The 15,091-nt window shown below is 72.9% G+C and carries 16 protein-coding genes; 12 read left to right on the top strand and 4 right to left on the bottom strand.

Annotated elements, in window-relative coordinates:
* From IF54_RS0110265 to IF54_RS0110240, 6 genes are all read left to right on the top strand, one after another.
* Positions 1–1,226 (top strand): AAA family ATPase (locus IF54_RS0110265; protein WP_030316805.1); only part of this gene is annotated, 1,226 nt, incomplete at its 5' end.
* Entirely contained in the window at positions 1,223–2,665 is a 1,443-nt protein-coding gene (locus IF54_RS0110260) for a DUF2201 family putative metallopeptidase (RefSeq protein ID WP_234438953.1), read from the top strand. The genes IF54_RS0110265 and IF54_RS0110260, both read left to right, overlap by 4 nt.
* 102 nt (positions 2,666–2,767) lie before the next feature.
* On the top strand, positions 2,768–3,667 hold the full coding sequence (locus IF54_RS0110255) for an amidohydrolase family protein (RefSeq protein ID WP_030316801.1): 900 nt from the start codon (positions 2,768–2,770) through the stop codon (positions 3,665–3,667).
* Positions 3,668–3,830: 163 nt separating this feature from the next.
* Complete coding sequence (locus IF54_RS0110250) at positions 3,831–4,769, top strand: metal ABC transporter solute-binding protein, Zn/Mn family (RefSeq protein WP_030316800.1); 939 nt, start codon at positions 3,831–3,833, stop codon at positions 4,767–4,769.
* Entirely contained in the window at positions 4,766–5,566 is an 801-nt protein-coding gene (locus tag IF54_RS0110245; RefSeq protein WP_030316798.1) for a metal ABC transporter ATP-binding protein, read from the top strand. Before IF54_RS0110250 ends, IF54_RS0110245 begins: the two co-directional genes overlap by 4 nt.
* Positions 5,563–6,432 (top strand): metal ABC transporter permease, encoded by an 870-nt coding sequence (locus IF54_RS0110240; RefSeq protein WP_030316796.1) that lies wholly within the window; start codon positions 5,563–5,565, stop codon positions 6,430–6,432. The genes IF54_RS0110245 and IF54_RS0110240 overlap by 4 nt, the downstream gene beginning before the upstream one ends.
* 16 nt (positions 6,433–6,448) lie before the next feature.
* Here IF54_RS0110240 and IF54_RS0110235 read toward each other — a convergent pair whose 3' ends face one another.
* On the bottom strand, positions 6,449–7,228 hold the full coding sequence (locus tag IF54_RS0110235) for an AraC family transcriptional regulator (protein ID WP_030316794.1): 780 nt from the start codon (positions 7,226–7,228) through the stop codon (positions 6,449–6,451).
* A 70-nt stretch (positions 7,229–7,298) separates the two neighbouring features.
* Between IF54_RS0110235 and IF54_RS0110230 the strand changes: the two genes are divergently transcribed.
* The 5 genes from IF54_RS0110230 to IF54_RS0110210 all read left to right on the top strand — a co-directional run bounded on the left by IF54_RS0110230 (position 7,299) and on the right by IF54_RS0110210 (position 11,388).
* Positions 7,299–8,120, top strand: coding sequence for a phytanoyl-CoA dioxygenase family protein (locus tag IF54_RS0110230; RefSeq protein ID WP_030316793.1), 822 nt, complete (start codon positions 7,299–7,301; stop codon positions 8,118–8,120).
* Positions 8,117–8,416, top strand: coding sequence for a hypothetical protein (locus tag IF54_RS0110225; RefSeq protein WP_030316792.1), 300 nt, complete (start codon positions 8,117–8,119; stop codon positions 8,414–8,416). The genes IF54_RS0110230 and IF54_RS0110225 overlap by 4 nt, the downstream gene beginning before the upstream one ends.
* A 91-nt stretch (positions 8,417–8,507) precedes the next feature.
* Positions 8,508–10,265, top strand: a complete 1,758-nt coding sequence (locus IF54_RS0110220; protein WP_030316791.1) for a SpoIIE family protein phosphatase — start codon at positions 8,508–8,510, stop codon at positions 10,263–10,265.
* A 205-nt stretch (positions 10,266–10,470) separates the two neighbouring features.
* Positions 10,471–10,845 (top strand): hypothetical protein, encoded by a 375-nt coding sequence (locus tag IF54_RS0110215; RefSeq protein WP_028809558.1) that lies wholly within the window; start codon positions 10,471–10,473, stop codon positions 10,843–10,845.
* A gap of 153 nt (positions 10,846–10,998) precedes the next feature.
* Positions 10,999–11,388 carry an ArsR/SmtB family transcription factor gene (locus IF54_RS0110210; protein WP_030316789.1) on the top strand — a complete coding sequence of 130 codons (390 nt, stop codon included), beginning with the start codon at positions 10,999–11,001 and terminating at the stop codon, positions 11,386–11,388.
* Here IF54_RS0110210 and IF54_RS0110205 read toward each other — a convergent pair.
* From IF54_RS0110205 to IF54_RS0110195, 3 genes are read right to left on the bottom strand one after another with little or no spacing between them, the layout of a single operon-like run.
* Positions 11,354–11,935, bottom strand: a complete 582-nt coding sequence (locus IF54_RS0110205; RefSeq protein ID WP_030316788.1) for a hypothetical protein — start codon at positions 11,933–11,935, stop codon at positions 11,354–11,356. The two genes, IF54_RS0110210 and IF54_RS0110205, sit on opposite strands and share 35 nt — an antisense overlap.
* The gene (locus tag IF54_RS0110200) at positions 11,932–13,401 is read right to left on the bottom strand and encodes a sensor histidine kinase (protein WP_030316787.1); all 1,470 of its coding nucleotides are present in this window, start codon (positions 13,399–13,401) and stop codon (positions 11,932–11,934) included. The genes IF54_RS0110205 and IF54_RS0110200 overlap by 4 nt, the downstream gene beginning before the upstream one ends.
* A complete protein-coding gene (locus IF54_RS0110195) occupies positions 13,398–14,093 on the bottom strand; it encodes a response regulator transcription factor (protein WP_030316786.1) in 696 nt (231 codons plus the stop codon). The genes IF54_RS0110200 and IF54_RS0110195 overlap by 4 nt, the downstream gene beginning before the upstream one ends.
* Positions 14,094–14,251: 158 nt before the next feature.
* On the opposite strand from IF54_RS0110195, the gene IF54_RS0110190 reads away from it, so the two are divergent.
* Positions 14,252–15,082 (top strand): DUF3152 domain-containing protein, encoded by an 831-nt coding sequence (locus tag IF54_RS0110190; RefSeq protein ID WP_037819659.1) that lies wholly within the window; start codon positions 14,252–14,254, stop codon positions 15,080–15,082.
* Positions 15,083–15,091 lie beyond the last annotated feature (9 nt).

Here is a 15,091-nt window from a genome sequence, read left to right as displayed (position 1 = left end):
CGGCGGGGGCGCCCCCCACTCCCTCCCCCACCCCCCAACTCGACGTCGCCGCAGACCTGTTGGCCCTCCTGCGCGACTCCACCACCGAGCCCCGCCCCGACGACCAGCTGGAGGCCCTCACCCTGGCCGTGGCCGCCGATCTGCCCGTCCTGCTGTGGGGTGAGCCCGGTATCGGCAAGACGGCCGCGCTGACGCAGCTCGCCGCCGCCCTGGACCTCCCGCTGACCACGGTGATCGCCAGCGTGCACGAGCCCTCCGACTTCTCGGGGCTGCCCGTGGTCGGCGACGATCCCGCGACCCAGGGCGTGCCGATGGCCCCGCCGGACTGGGCGGTACGGCTGGTGCGGGCCGGCCGGGGGCTGCTGTTCCTGGACGAACTGTCCACCGCCCCGCCCGCCGTCCAGGCCGCGCTGCTCCGGCTGGTGCTGGAGCGGCGGATCGGCGCCCTGCGGCTGCCGCCCGGGGTGCGGATCGTGGCCGCCGCCAATCCCCGTTCCTCGGCGGCCGACGGCTGGGAGCTGAGCCCGCCGCTGGCCAACAGGTTCGTCCATCTCCGGTGGACCCACGACCACGACGTCGTCGTCCGCGGACTGGGTGGGACCTGGCCGCGGGCCACCCTGCCGCGGCTGGACCCGGCCAAGCTGCCGGAGGCCGTGGCCTTCGCCCGGCGCGCGGTGTGCGGGCTGCTCGCGGCGCGGCCGACGCTGGTGCACCGGCTGCCCTCCGGGGAGACCCAGCGGGGCGGGCCCTGGCCCTCGCCCCGCAGCTGGGACATGACCTTGTCGCTGATCGCCTTCGCGACCGCGGCCGGCTCCTCGCGGGACGTGTTGTCCTCGCTGGTCCGGGGCACGGTCGGGGACGGCCCCGGCCTCGAACTGCTGGCGAGCCTGGACCGGTTGGACCTGCCGGACCCCGAGGACGTGCTCGCCGATCCGGCGGGGGCCGTGCTGCCCGAGCGGGGCGATCTGCGGCAGGCCGTGCTCGACGGCGTGGTGGCCGCCGTGCGCGCCCGTCCGGAGCGGGCCCGCTGGGACTCGGCCTGGGCGGTGCTGGTGCGGGCGCTGGAGACCGGGGCACCGGACCTGGTGGTGGTGCCCGCGACCACGCTCGCCTCACTGCGCCAGGAGGACTGGGACGTGCCCGCGGCGATCGAGAAGCTCGCCGGGACGGTGGCACTGTCCCGGCGAGCGGACCGGGCCGCGGTCGCCGCGAAGGGCCGCCGATGAGCACGCACCGCACCGCGGGCAGGCACCCCGCCGAAGACACCGGCCGACAGGCGGACCCGTCGGCCGCACAGGAGGCCGACCCATTGGCCGCGCAGGAGTCGGACCCGACGGCCGCACAGGAGGCGAGCCCGACGGCCGCACAGGAGGCGAGCCCGACGGCCGTCCAGGAGGCGAGCCCTCCGCCCACCCCGCAAACAGGCCGCCTCGACCGCGACAAACTCTTCGCCGCCCGCCTCCACGCCGCCCGGACCCGCCCCTATCTGGCCACCGCCCTCTTCGCCCTGCACACCGTCGAGTCGAGGCTCGTGCCGACCATGGGCGTCGACCGGCACTGGCGCTGCTACGTCTCCCCGGCGTTCGTGGCCCGGACGCCGGTGGAGGAGCTGGCGGGGGTGTGGGTTCACGAGGTGTCGCATCTGCTGCGCGACCACCACGGGCGCAGCGACCGGCTGGCCCGGGAGCGCGGGCTGACCGGGCTGGGAGACCGGCTGCGGATGAACATCGCCGCGGACTGCGAGATCAACGACGACGTGTACGGCGACGGGCTGGTCCGGCCGGCCGGTGCCGTCGCGCCCTGGAAGCTGCGGTTGCCCGAGGACCGGCTGATGGAGGAGTACGTCAGCGACATCAGCCTCGGGCCGCTCACCCTGGACCTGTCCTGGCTGGACTGCGGCAGTGGCGCGGACGGGCTGGAGCGGGAGTGGGACCTGGGGCCCGACGGCGCCGACGGGCTGAGCGAGCAGGAACGCGACGCGGTCCGGTTCCGGGTGGCGCAGGGCATCAACGCGCGTCCCGGCGACACGCCGAAGGGCTGGCGGAGGTGGGCGGAGGAGGCGTTCCATCCCCCGCAGCCCTGGCGGGAGCTGCTGGGCGCGGCGATGCGCTCCGCGGTCTCCGCCGGCGGCGCGGGCGACGACTACAGCTACGGCCGGCCGGCCCGCCGTTCCGCGGGCCTGCCCGGAGTGGTGCTGCCGAGTCTGCGGCGCAGGCCGCCGAGGGTCTGCGTGATCATCGACACCTCCGGTTCGGTGAGCGACGAGGAACTGGGCAGCGCGCTCCTGGAGGTCGCCGCCATCGCCCGTGCCGTGGGCGGTCGGCGTGACCTGGTCCATGTCCTGTCGTGCGACGCGGCGGCCGGGGCCGTGCGTCCGCTGTGCCGGACCGAGGGCATCCCGCTGGTCGGCGGCGGGGGCACCGATCTGCGCACCGGTTTCCGGAAGGCGCTGCGCTCCACTCCCCGCCCGGACGTCGTGGTGGCCCTGACCGACGGCGGGACGCCCTGGCCGAGCGCGCGGCCCTCGTGCCGTACGGTCGTCGGCCTTTTCGCCCGGCCGGGGGTGAGCCAGGCGCGACGGGAGAACAATCCGGAGTACGTGCCGAAGGCGCCGCCCGCGTGGGCCCGCGTGGTCGAGATCGGGTCGGTGACGGCGTCCCGGTGAGGTCCGCGGGCCTTGTGGGCTGGACGCGGGGGTGGTCGGCCACGAGATCATGGGTGTCTGCGACGTCCGGAGCACATTGCGCGCCTGGGTGGGAGGAGCGTCATGACCAATGTCGACGTGCACCAGCATCTGTGGAGCCCCTCGCTGGTGACGGCCTTGAGGGCGCGGCGCGAGCCGCCGCGTCTCGACGGCTGGACCCTGTATCTGGACGGCGAGCCGCCCTACGACCTCCCGCCCGCGGACCACGACGCGACCCTGCGCGCGGAACTCGCCGCCGCCGACGGCCTCGGTATGGCGCTGGTCTCGCTGTCGGCGCCGATCGGCGTGGAGTGGCTGCCCGCGGCCGAGGCCCGGCCGCTGCTGGACGCCTATCACGAGGGCGCGGCCGCGCTGCCCGAGCCGTTCGGGGCGTGGGCGGCCGCCGGGGTGCGCGACATCGACGCCAGGGCGACGGCCGAGGCTCTCGACCAGGGGTTCGCCGGACTCCAGCTGCCCGCCAACAGCCTTGTGGACGCGGCGGGTTACGCCCGCTGCGCTCCGCTGCTCGATCTGCTCGAGGAGCGCGATCTGCCGCTGTTCGTCCATCCGGGACCCGCGGCCGGCGGCTCCGCGGGTCCCGGCTGGTGGCCCGCGATGGTCCCCTACGTCCAGCAGATGCACGCCGCGTGGTTCGCCTTCCGTGCCTTCGGCCGGCCCCGGCACCCCCGGCTGCGGGTCTGCTTCGCGCTGCTGGCCGGGCTCGCCCCGCTGCACGGCGAACGGTTCGCCGCGCGCGGGGACGGCGGGAGCGAGCCGGACCCGCTGGTGTTCGTGGAGACGTCCTCGTACGGGCCGCGCGCGGTGGAGTCGGTCGTCCGGGCGCTCGGCGTGGACGCCGTGGTCCAGGGTTCGGACCGGCCGTACGCCGAACCGCCGCAGCACCCCGGCCACGGGCTCGGCGGAGCCGCGGCCTACGCCTTCCGGATCGCCAACCCCCGCAGACTGCTCACCGGGAAGGAGTGAGCGGGCGGCCCTCAGGGCGAGTGCCGTCAGGTCGCAGGCCCGTGACCAGGAGCAGGTCAATTAATGGCAACGGTTTTCACATACTGGCGAGCAGGACTGTTTACGACAATCATTTCCATCTAGCGTGACGGGGCCGTCAGAACCGCGCTTGGAGGATCGATCCATGTCCACGTCCCCGTCCCGCCGCATCGCACTGCTCGTCGGCGCCTCCGTCGCCCTGCTGGCCGGCTGCGGCAGTTCCTCGGACTCCGGGAGCGGCGGGAGCGCGTCCGCCGCCCCGGCGGCCTCGTCCAGGGTCGCCGTCGTCGCCTCCACGAACGTCTACGGCGACATCGTCTCGCGCATAGGCGGCGACAAGGTCTCCGTCACCTCGGTCATCAGCGATCCCGACCAGGACCCGCACTCCTACGAGGCCAGCACCCAGAACCAGCTGGCCCTGTCGAAGGCGAAGGTCGTCGTCGAGAACGGCGGCGGCTACGACGACTTCGTGGACCGCATGCTCAGGAGCGGCGGCAACTCCTCCGCCGAGGTGATCAACGCGGTGAAGGTCTCCGGAAAGACCGCCCCCAAGGGCGGCGAGCTCAACGAGCACGTCTGGTACGACTTCCCGACCGTGGCGAAGGTCGCCGACCGCATATCCGCCGCCCTCGGCAAGGCCGACCCCGCGAACGCCGCGCTCTACACGAGGAACGCCGAAGCCTTCAAGGCGCGGCTCGCGCCGCTGGAGGCCAAGGAGACGCAGATCAAGAAGGAGCACGCCGGCGAGGGGATCGCCATCACCGAGCCGGTGCCGCTGTACATGACCGCGGCGAGCGGCCTGGCCGACAGGACGCCCGCCGCGTTCAGCGAGGCCGTCGAGGAGGGCACCGACGTCTCCCCCAAGGTCCTCCAGGAGGCGCTCGCCCTGTTCTCCGGCAGGAAGGTCAAGGCGCTGGTCTACAACGAGCAGACCTCCGGCCCGCAGACCGAGAAGTCCGAGCAGGCGGCCAAGGCGGCCGGTATTCCGGTGGTGCCGGTGACGGAGACCCTGCCCAGCGGCAAGGACTACCTCGGCTGGATGACCTCCAACGTCGACGCCCTCGCGAACGCGCTGGCCAAGTGAGCTCCGTCATCAGCCTGCGCGGGGCCGCGCTCTCCTACGGCCCGCGCACGGTCTGGCACGACCTCGAACTCGACGTGCGGCCAGGAGAGTTCCTGGCCGTGCTGGGTCCGAACGGAGCGGGCAAGACCAGCTTCGTGCGGGCCCTGCTCGGCCGGCAGCCGCTGTCCGCAGGGGAGTTGACGGTTCTCGGCCGTCCTCCCCGTCAGGCCGCCCGGCACATCGGGTACGTCCCCCAGCAGGCCGCCCTGTCCGCGCAGGCGATGCTCCGCGCCCGTGACCTCGTGCGGTTCGGCATCGACGGCCACCGCTTCGGACCACGCCTGCGAACGGCCGCCGTACGCAGGCGTGTCGACGAGATCCTCGACGCCGTGGGCGCCTCGGCGTACGCCGACGTCCCCGTCGGCATGCTGTCCGGCGGCGAGCGCCAGCGCGTCCGCGTCGGGCAGGCGCTCGCGACCGATCCCCGCATCCTGCTGTGCGACGAGCCGTTGCTCTCCCTCGACCTCCACCACCAGCGTGCGGTCACCGAGTTGGTGGACGCCCGCCGCCGCTCCCACGGCACGGCGGTGGTGTTCGTGACGCACGAGATCAACCCGGTGCTCGACCGCGTGGACCGGGTGCTGTACCTGGCGCCGGGCGGTCACCGGGTCGGCACCCCCGACGAGGTGCTGACCTCCGCGTCCCTGTCCCAGCTGTACGGCACCCGGGTCGACGTCGTCCACGTGGACGGCCGGATCGTGGTGGTCGGCGCCCTCGACGACCCCGCGCACCACGTGCCCGAGGAGGTCCGCCCGTGAGCGTCTGGCACCAGCTGTTCGACTTCGACGACTACGGCGAACTCCTCTTCCTGGTCCGCAACTCGCTCGTCGTCGGAGCGGCCCTCGGTCTGGTCGGCGGACTCGCCGGGGTCTTCGTCGCGATGCGCGACCTGCCCTTCGCGGTGCACGGCATCAGCGAGCTGTCCTTCGCGGGCGCCTCCGCGGCCCTGCTGCTGGGCACGAACATCGTGGCGGGTTCGATCGCCGGCTCCCTGCTCGCGGCCGGCGCGATCGGCGTGCTCGGCTCGCGCGCGCGGGACCGCAACTCGGTGATCGGCATCCTGATGCCGTTCGGGCTGGGTCTCGGCGTGCTCTTCCTCGCCCTGTACAAGGGGCGGGCGGCCAACAAGTTCGGCCTGCTCACGGGGCAGATAGTCGCCGTGGACACCCCGCAGACGACCTGGCTGCTCGCCACCTCCGCGGTCGTCCTGACCGCCCTCGTGGCGATGTGGCGCCCGCTGTCCTTCGCGAGCGCCGACCCCGACGTCGCCGAGGCGCGCGGAGTGCCGGTGCGCGGTCTCTCCTTCGCATTCATGATCGTGCTGGGCCTCGCGGTCGCCCTGTCGGTGCAGGTGGTGGGCGCCCTGCTGGTGCTGTCCCTGCTGATCACCCCGGCCGCGGCCGCCGCCCGCGTCACCGCGTCCCCGGTCCTGCTGCCGCTGCTCAGTGTGGTCCTCGCGACGGCCTCGATCGAGGGCGGCATCCTGCTCGCCCTGGGCAGCAGCATCCCGATCAGCCCCTATGTCACGACGGTCTCGTTCGCGCTCTACGTCGTCTGCGGCGCGGTCGGCCGGTACCGCACCCGGCGCCGGGGTGCGCGGCGAGCGGTTGGGGCACCGGCGTGAAGTACTCGCCACAGCGCTATCCGTTCTGCTCCCGTACCGCCCGCGGAGACGCCCCCAGTTCCTTGCGGCACGCCTTGTTGAAGGCCTGGAGGTCGGGGACGCCGACCGTGGCGGCGACGGCCGGGATGGCGAGCGTCGAGGCGACGAGCAGGTGCCGGGCGCGGTCCATGCGGCGGCGCCGGATGTAGGCGACGACCGTACGACCGGTGTCCTCACGGAACAGCCTGGTCAGGTGGGTGTGCGAGACCCCGGCGGCGCGGGCGACGGCGGGCACGGTCAGGGGACCCGCCAGGTGCTCCTCGATGTAGGCGACGGCCGTGCGCAGGGCGGGGTGCCGGGAGCCGGGGCGGCTCTCGGCAGCGGTGAGGCCCGTGGTGCGCCACAGCACGGTCCACAGCTCGGCGGCGGCCCTGGCCTGCGACTGCTCGCCGGCCGCGACCGTCTGCCGCAGCAGTCCGCCGAGCACGCCCGCTTCGGCACCGGCGTCCTGCATCACCGGGACCCGGCGCCGCTCGCCCTCGCCGGGCAGCCGGAAGTGGGCGTACAGGTGCTCGCAGCGCGCGGCGTCGTAGTGGAAGTGGACCTCGGTGTCCGGCGGAACCAGGCTCACGTGACCGGGGCGGATGGGGTGGCGGGTGCCGCCGAGGCCGAGGGTGCCGGAGTAGCCGTAGAGATGGAGCTGCCAGAGCCGCGGGAGCCGGAACACCTCGTGCGGGCCGGCGGAGCCGTGGACGCCGACGCCGGCGTTCTCCACCCGGGGCGGCAGGTCGAGGGCCAGGTCGACGTGGGTCGTCATGGTGGAAAATTACCAGTGGTCGCCGATTACGGCCCACGACTTCCGGGCCCGCAGTTCCTACGGTTGCCGTATGTCAACCACACGACAGCTGCTGAACTCCGTCCAGGTGGCGCGGTTCGTGGCCCACGGTTTCCTGCGTCTGGACGGCATCGTGCCCCCGGAGATGAACGAGGAGGCGCTGGAGGTCCTCGCCGCCGGGCTGCCCCCCGTGCCGTACGGCACCCCCGTGCCGAAGGCGTTCCCAGAGGCGTCCTTCACCCGCCGGCTCCTCGAACTGCCCGCTGTCGCGGGGGCACTGGAAAGTCTCGTGGGCCCCGGTCCGGAGATCGACCATCACGCCCTGCACGTCCGTGAGCCGCGGGAGGGCAGCGCGCAGCCGCTGCACGCGGACGCCCTGATCGATGTGCGGCCCGACGCGTTCGACGTCCAGCTCATGTACTACCCGCAGGAGGTCACCGCGGACATGGGCGGCACGCTCATCGTCCCCGGCAGCCATCTGCGCCGGATCAACGAGTCCGACACCGGCCGCTACCAGAACCTGCTCGGCCAGACCCGGCTGACCTGCCCGGCGGGCACGGTCGTGCTCGTGCACCACGGGATCTGGCACGGGGGGCGGCGCAACGACAGCGGCATCGTCCGCCGCATGTACAAGATCCGCTTCAACCCGACCGTGCCGCAGGTGCGGCTGTGGGACACCGCGGACCTGGAGGCGCCGGCCGTCCGGGAGGAGCTGGGGCGCTACTTCCCCTGGTACGAGCAGGCCACCGCGCGGCTGGAGATCCTGAACCGGGTACGGCTGTGGCGCACCCTGACCGGCGACCCCCACTTCGACGTCGAACACTGGGCCACCCGGATCGACAACCGGCCCGCCGCACAGAGGAGCACCGCATGACCCTCTCCACCACCGTGCGCCAGCAGGTCCTCGTCCTGTACCTGGACACCTCCGCGCTCGACTCCTGGGTCAAGGGCTGGGCGCGCTACGACGGCACCGGGAGCACCCGTCCCACCACCGGGGACAGCGACGAGCCGCCGTACAGGACGGGTGTCGACGCCCTGCTGGACGGCTGGCGGCTCTTCCAGGCCTCGCAGCTGATCCCGCCGTACCCGGGGGCCGAGCACGAGACGTCGTTCCTCAAGCACGAGTTCTTCTTCGAGCGGCTGGTCGACACGGCGGAGGAGCCTGGATGAGATTCAGCTCATAGCTTGTCCGGCTCAAAATGTGGTCCAATACGCCATAAGTATGACGAAACGGACTCCGCCCTTCGAGGAATCACACCTGATGAGCCAGCCCCCGCTGTCCGCACGTCCCGCGCCCTTTCTCCCCATGGAGAGCCTCAGGGCGCTGTCGGAGGCGGCCCGGGCGGCGGGGACCGGGCAGGCGCTGGACGAGCTGTGGACGGCTCGCCGGTTCCTTGACGGGACACCGGCGGCCGTCGCCGTCCTGGACCCGGAGCTGCGCTACCTGTACCTCAACGACACCTTGGCCGCGCTCAACGGACTGCCCGTGGAGGACCACCTCGGCCGCCCGATGCCGGAGGTGATCCCGGGCTCGGGGCCCTCCGCGGAGGTGGCCCGCGAGGTGATCCGCACCGGCCGGGCGCAGACCGTCGTGTTCGACGGCCGCGTGCCGGTCGATGTGGCGGACACACCGCGCTGGTGGCTCGGCGCGTTCCACCGGCTCGACGGCGAGAACGGCGAGGTCCTCGGGGTCGCCGCGGTCGTCATGGAGGTCACCGACGGCATCCGGCAGCGGGAGTCGCTGCGCCGGGCGCAGGACCGCCTGGAACTGCTGGAGGAGACCGCCACCCGGGTCGGCAGCACGCTGGACGCGGCCGAGGCCTGCCGTGCGCTGACCGATCTGCTGGTACCGCGGTTCGCCGACTACGCCGCCGTGGACGTCCTCGACCCGGAGGGCACGCGCAAGGCCCCGGCCACCCCGGTGCCGGTACGGCTGCGACGCATGGCGGTGGCCGCCGCGCCCGGGCTGCCCGAACCGCTCACGCCCACGACCAGGAGCGGTGAGGTGATCTTCCACCAGGCCAGTTCCTCGATGACCCAGGTGCTGACCGGTCACCGGCCCATGGTCCTCAACCGGCCGGACGACGACACCGTGCGCCTGCTCGCCCCCACCCGGCAGCGACTTGAGCACTACCGGGCCCTGAAGGTGCACTCCTTGGCCTATCTCCCGCTCATGGCCGGCGGTGAGCCCGTGGGGGCCGTCATCGTCGGCCGCCGGGCGGACTCCCCCGAGTTCACGCCGGAGGACGTCGAACTGCTGGAGCTGCTGACCGGGCGGGCCGCGACGGCGATCGCCCACGCCCTGCGCTACACCCACGAGCACGAGACCGCGCTGGAGATGCAGCGCGCCTTCCTGGCCACCCCGCACACCCCGGGGCCCGGCGTGGAGATCGCCAGCCGCTATCTGCCCGCGGGACGGGGCGCCGAGGTCGGCGGCGACTGGTTCGACGCCGTCGCCCTGCCCGGCGGACGCACGCTGCTGGTGGTCGGGGACGTCATGGGGCACGGGGTGCGGGCCGCCGCGGCGATGAGCGAGTACCGCTCACTGCTGCGCGCGCTCGCCCTCCAGGGACTCGACCCCGACCGGCTGCTCACCGAGGCCGACCGCACGGCTCACGCCCTCGACCTGGACCGGGTCGCCACCTGTGTGCTGGCCCTGCTGGACCCCGCCGCCGGGGAGGCGGTCCTCGCGACGGCCGGCCATGTCCCGCCCCTGCTGGTGCGGCCGGGCGCTGCCCCCGAGCTGGCGGACCTGCCCGTCGGTCCACCGCTGGGCACGGGTTCCGACAGCTACGAGAGCAGGCGCTGCGCGCTGCCGCCGGGCTCCCTGCTGCTCGCCTACACCGACGGACTGGTGGAGCGGCGGGGCGAGGACATCGACACCGGTCTCGCCGCGCTCACCGCCCTTCCGCTGGCCTCCGGGCGTCCCCTGCCGGACGTCCTCACCAGCGTCCTCGACCGCCTGGCCCCGGCCAGTTCGGAGGACGACGTGACCCTGCTCGCGGCCCGCACCCACTGAGCACCGCGCTCGGCGTCGGTGTCATCTTCCGTTCCCCGAAGGCCAGTTGTGGCCCGGCAGATGGTCGCCTCGTGAACGTGTTCGGTCAACGGGGAGCAGTCCCGAAGACCCCGACCGCGAGCCACGGCGCGGCGCATACGGTCCGGGAATCCGGCGGACGGACCCGGCAGGGCCCGCCGCGACCCACAGGCACAAGGGAGGCACCGTGGCGAGTGTGGAAGTGTCGCTGAAGGAGATGATGGCCGGCACCGAAGGGGCGGTGGCGGCCGCGGTCGTCGACTACACCAGCGGGATGGCGCTGGGCACCCTGGGCGGCGGCAAGGACCTGGACCCGACGGTCGCGGCGGCCGGCAACACCGATGTCATCCGGGCCAAGGTGCGCACCATGGAGCAGCTGGGCCTGAAGAGCAACATCGAGGACATCCTCATCACGCTGGAGCACCAGTACCACCTCATCCGCCTGGTGACCGGCCGCAACGGCAACGGCCTGTTCCTGTACCTGGTCCTCGACAAGGCCCGCTCGAACCTGGCGATGGCCCGCCACCAACTCAAGCGGGTCGAAGAGCAGTTGGAGGTATAGGCCCGCTCCGGTCGGGGTCGTCGTGCGCCCACGATGTGAAGACTTCTTCAAGTCGCCACATCCACATGAGTCCATTCCGTGGCCGCACGGCGTCCCCGACCAGCAGGATCGGCACCGACGACCCCGTACCGTCCGGCAGGGAGCGAGCGCCCCATGCAGGTCCCCCTCTACCAGGCCAAGGCGGACTTCTTCCGCATGCTCGGCCACCCGGTGCGCATCCGGGTCCTGGAGCTGCTCCAGCACGGGCCTGTGCCCGTCCGTGACCTGCTCGCCGACATCGACATCGAGCCGTCCAGCCTCTCCCAGCAGCTGGCCGTCCTCAGGCGGTCCGGCATCGTGGTCTCCATCCGGGAGGGCTCCACGGTGAGTTACGCGCTGGCCGGCGGTGACGTCGCCGAACTCCTGCGCGCCGCCCGCCGTATCCTCACCGAGCTCCTCGCCGGCCAGAACCAGCTCCTGAGCCAGCTCCAGCAGGCGGACACCGCGGCCGCCCCGGCGGGGAGCCTGCTCACCGAGCGGGGCAGCGCGCGTCCGACATCCTGACCAGGTGTCCGCCGCCGCTCACCACCGCGGTCAGCGAGAGGGCGGAGGGGCGGGTGAGGCGGTACGCGGCGGTGGCCGTGCACACCAGCTGCCGTACCGCGAGATCGCTCAACCCGGCCATGCTCGCGGGCAGTCGGATCGTCATCGTGCTCCCGGCAACCGCCGCCGTCGGGGTGTCCGACGCGGAGCTACCGGCCGCGCCTGACGAGTCCGACAGCGGGCTCCCCGGCACGTCGGTGGCGGCCGACGGCAACGCCATGGCGGTCGGCAGGGCGGGCAGCTCGGTGGTGAGACCGTCGAGCCGGTCGGTGCCCCCTTCGCCGGCCAGCGGACCGTCCCACAGCAGCCGCAGCGCGTCCGTGGGGTCACCGGGCCGGCCGGTGTTGCGTGGCATGGCGACGAGTCGGCCGTTCTCGACGAAGTAGACCGGTGTGAGCGGCAGGGCCCCGCTCGCGGGACCGCCCGCCTCGACCACCCCGGTCGCGGGGATACCGCAGGAGGTGACGGCGAGCAGCGCCAGCAGCGGGGCGCGGTGCAGAGCCTTCATGGCCGGTACTCCTCGGTCGACTCCGCCCGTCGCAGCGGGAGTTGCACGGTGAAGACGGCACCGCCCGCCGGGTGGCCGGCGGCACGCACGGTACCGCCGTGGAGGCGGACGTTCTCGGCGGTGATGGCCAGGCCGAGGCCACTGCCCTCGGAGCGGATCCGGGCACTGTCGGACTTGTAGAACCGCTCGAAGACGTGGGGTAAAACGTCGGAGGGGATGCCGGGGCCGCTGTCCCGGACCTCGATCACGGCCACCGTGTCGTCCCCGCCCAGGCGCACCGTGACCGGACGGGCGCCGTGCTTGAGGGCGTTGCCGACCAGGTTGGCGACGACCACGTCGATGCGGCGCGGGTCGACCCGTGCGCGTACCGCGTGCGGCGGCGGCAGTTCGGTCTGCACCGTGTCCGTCCAGCCGCGGGAGGCGAGGGTGCGCCGGATCGACTCGGCGAGGTCGATCTCGTCCAGGTGGAGCACCGCGGCACCCGCGTCGAAGCGGGAGATCTCCATCAAGTCGTCGACGAGCCGGGCGAGTTTGACGGTCTCCGTGCTGATCAGCCGGACCGCGGTGGCGGTGTCCGGGTCCAGTCGGGCGGCGTCCTCGTCGAGGACGTCGGTGACCGCGGACATCGCGGCGAGCGGGGTGCGCAGTTCGTGCGAGACGTCGGCGGCGAAGCGGCGGGCCCGTGCCTCCATCTCGCGCAGTTCGGCGACCGAGGTCTCCAGCGCGGCAGCCGTCTCGTTGAACGTGTGGGACAGCTCGGCGAGTTCGTCGGAGCCGTTGACCGCGAGCCGCGTGTCCAGACGGCCCTCGGCGACCCGGCGGGTGGCGAGCCGCAGCTTCCGCACCGGGACCAGCACGCCGCGTGCGGCGAGAAGGGCGAGCACCACGGCGAGGGCCAGGGCGGCCACCATGGCCCGTTCGGCCGCGGTCACCAGGGCGTCGACGTAAGCCTGTTCGGTGGTCTGCGGGACCACCAGGAACACCCGCACCCCGCTGGCCGTCTCGACGCTGTCCGGGATGCGCTGGGTGCTGAAGAGGATCGACATGCCGACGACGAGGGAGGTGCGGCCGTCGTGTCGGACCCGCTGGAACACGGTGGCCCGGCTGGACGCGACGGCCTCGCGCAGGGCGGGAGTCACCTCGGTGAAGGGGTCGCCGGAGGCGGAGGAGCCGCTCAGGTCCCCGTAGGTCACCAGGACCCGCCAGCTGCCCTGGGACTCGGTGGCCGCCGTTTCCTCCGCGAACTTCTCCAGCGCCGACCGCTCGGGAGGGAGGGCGAGTTCGGCCGCGTGCTGGTTGAGCTGGGCGCGCAGTTGTCTGATGGTGGCGTCCTGACTCTGCTGGAGCACTCCGGTGCGGGCCTCCCGGAAGGTCAGGGCCCCCGTCGTGACCGCGGAGACCGCGGCGACGAGCCCGAAGGCCACCACCAGGCGGAACCGGAGCCCGCGCAGCCGGCGCGTCCTCACGGCGCCGCGAATCGGTAGCCGAAGCCGCGCACGGTGTGGATGTACCGGGGTGCGCGGGGCGGTTCGGACATCTTCGTGCGCAGGCGCTTGACGCAGGCGTCCACCAGACGCGCGTCGCCGTGGTAGTCGTGCTCCCAGACCGCCTCCAGTAGCTGCTGACGGCTGAACACCTGGCCCGGCGAGGCGGTCAGGGTGAGCAGGAGCCGCAGCTCGGAGGGGGCGAGGGCGATCGGCTCGCCGTGCAGCGCGACCGTCAACCCGGCCCGGTCGACGGCCAGTTCGCCGTAGGTGTGGATCTTCGGCAGGCCCTCGGCGCCGGGCGCGGCCCCGGCCGCCCGGCGCAGGACGGCGCGTATGCGTGCGTCGAGCACGCGGGCCAGGACGGGTTTGACGACGTAGTCGTCGGCGCCGGCCTCCAGGCCGACAACGATGTCCACTTCGTCCCCCCGGGCGGTCGCCATGATGATCGGCAGGGTCTGGTCGAGGTTCCGTACGGTGCGGCACACCTCCAGACCGGTCATGCCGGGGAGCATCAGATCGAGGACGACGATGTCCGGCCGGAAGGACCGCAGCCGCTCGAGGCCCTCCTCGCCGGTCGCGGTGGCGGCGACGTCATGCCCTTGCCTGCGCAGGGCCAGCGCGACACCCTCCCGGACGGCCGGGTCGTCTTCGATCAGCAGTACGCGTGACATGCGCACAGTATCCACATCGGCATGACCACGAGCAGGGTTATCGTTTCGTTACCTTCCGGGCCAGGTCCGATCACATGGCGATCACATCGTGAACGACCGTGACAGCCCACAAACGAAACCCCGGCGGCGGTCGTCGCCGGAAAAGCTCCGCGGGGCCCGTGCAGGGCCGACTGACCGGCGGTCTGGCCGCGTTGGCGGTCTTCGCGGCGGTCGGTGGCGCGGTGGTGGCGTGGCTGCCGTCCGACGCGAAACGGCCGCCCACGGCGACCGCACCTTCCGGGACTCGGGTGACCGGTTCCCCCACGGCGACTGCATCCTCCGGGAGTCGGGTGACCAACTCCCCCACGCCATCCGGCACTTCGGCACCGCCGCGGACCGGTGAGCCGCCGGAACAGAATAGGTCCAGCCCTTCCACGACTCCCATTCCGGAGAGCGGCCCGGGGACCTTCGTCACCGCCTCCGGCGAGGGCGAGAAGGTCGGCAGGGGCACGCCCCTGCGCTACCGGGTCGAGGTGGAGAAGGGCCTCACGATCTCCCCCGCGGACGTGGCCGAACAGGTGGAGCGGACCCTGGCCGACCCGCGCGGCTGGACGGCCGACGGCCACTCGGCGTTCCAGCGGGTGTCGAGCGGGCCCACCGACTTCAGGGTGCGCCTCGCCACCCCGGGGACCGTCGACGCGATCTGCGCCGAGGGCGGCCTCGACACCGGCGGCAAGGTCAATTGCAGCGTGCACGACGACGTGATGGTCAACCTCAGACGCTGGGTCCTGGCGACCGAGTTCTACAGCGAGGACGTCGTCGGGTACCGCTCCCTGATCATCAACCACGAGGTGGGCCACTTCCTCGGCCACGGCCATGTCACCTGCCCCGGCAAGGGCCTTCCGGCCCCGGCGATGATGCAGCAGATCAAGGGCCTGCACGGCTGCGTCCCCAATGTCTGGCCGTACGACCGCGACGGCCGCCTGCTCACGGGCCCGACCACCCCGTGAGCACTGATC

This window comes from Streptomyces sp. NRRL B-3229, from assembly GCF_000719505.1.
In the GTDB taxonomy this organism is placed as follows: Bacteria; Actinomycetota; Actinomycetes; order Streptomycetales; family Streptomycetaceae; genus Streptomyces; species Streptomyces griseorubiginosus.
The sequence above is the reverse complement of the archived record's forward strand: the minus strand, read 5'-3'. Positions and strand labels throughout refer to the sequence as shown.